Origin of the sequence: Streptomyces boluensis, from assembly GCF_009908195.1 — a bacterium.
Classification (GTDB): domain Bacteria; phylum Actinomycetota; class Actinomycetes; order Streptomycetales; family Streptomycetaceae; genus Streptomyces; species Streptomyces boluensis.
Window position 1 is genome coordinate 1 of record NZ_JAAAHS010000722.1, and the last position, 1,245, is coordinate 1,245.

At 69.2% G+C, this 1,245-nt stretch carries 1 protein-coding gene; it reads right to left on the reverse strand.

Annotation, left to right across the window (positions count from 1 at the left end; all coding sequences use genetic code 11):
• Nucleotides 1-150 precede the first annotated feature (150 nt).
• The gene (locus tag GUY60_RS37730; protein ID WP_161706005.1) at nt 151-999 is read right to left on the reverse strand and encodes a transporter substrate-binding domain-containing protein; all 849 of its coding nucleotides are present in this window, start codon (nt 997-999) and stop codon (nt 151-153) included.
• Between the last annotated feature and the right edge of the window lie 246 nt (nt 1,000-1,245).

A 1,245-nucleotide genomic window follows, 5' to 3' on the forward strand; every position in this document is an offset into this window, starting at 1 on the left:
GCCTCACCCACCACACCCCGGCCGACGCCGACACCCTCGCGGACACCCTCCTGACCGAACTGCTCCCGCCGACGGGCAACACGGACGACACGGCGCTGGTGGTCATCGAGCTGTAGGGGCGGCCTCGCGGGGGCGGCGGCGGGGGTGGTGTCAGGACGCTCCCATCCACTCCTCCTCGTACGCCGCGTACGTACCGTCGTGCGTCGCCAGATGCGTGAACTGGTCGACGTACTCCTTGAATTGGTGGTCGCCGCGCGGCAGTGCGTACGCCTTCTCGGAGAACGTGAAGGGCTTCTCCGGGTGCAGGGAGCACAGTTCGGGGTGGATCTTGGACTGGTACAGGGTCTCGCTCGCGTCCGTCATCATCACGTCGGCGCGGCCCTCGATGATCTCCTGGAAGATCGTGGTGTTCTCCGGGTGCAGCGTGATCGTCGCCTGCTTGATGTGCTCGCGCGCGAACTGCTCGTTCGTACCACCGGGGTTGACGATCACCTTCGTACCGGCCTTGTCGATGTCCGCGAGCGCGCCCGCGCCGAACCTCTCCTTGTCCGCGCAGCGCACGATCGGGGTCTTGCCGTCCTCCCTGGTCGGCTCGCTGAAGGCGACCTGGCGGGCGCGCGGCAGGGTGATCGAGACGCCGCCGACGCCGATGTCGCAGCGGCCCGCCGCGACGTCCTTGCTGAGGTTCGCCCAGGTCGTGGCCACGAACTCGGGTTCGGCGTCCAGGCTCGCGGCCAGGTCGTCGGCCATCTTGATGTCGACACCGCTGTACGTGCCGTCGGCGGGGTCGAGGTGCGTGAACGGACGGTAGTCGCCCGTCGTGCACACCTTCAGCACACCGGAACGCGGCACGGAGTCCAGGAGGCTGCCGGGGGAGCGGCCCTTCTCCCGCGCCGCCTCGGGTACGGCGGGAGCCTCGGGCGCTGAGGGCGCGGCGGGTGCGGCGGCCGTCAGGGCAAGGAGGCAGACCAGGGTGGACAGGGCGGCGGCACGCTTCATCGCGGCGGCTCCTCTGCGGGATCACGGGGTACGGGGCAACGGGGCTACAACGCGTCAGGGCAACGGGACTTCAGGGCAACGGACTTCAGGGCTACGGGTGGTCACCATCGCAGAAGCGTTCCGGCTGGTGAAGACCCTTGCGCCCCCGCGTCGGCGTACGGAGATCCCCGTACCGAATCCCTGTGGCAAGCATTGACAACCTTGCGCAAGCGCTCGCAGGATGGGCGCCGCCGGTCACCGATGACC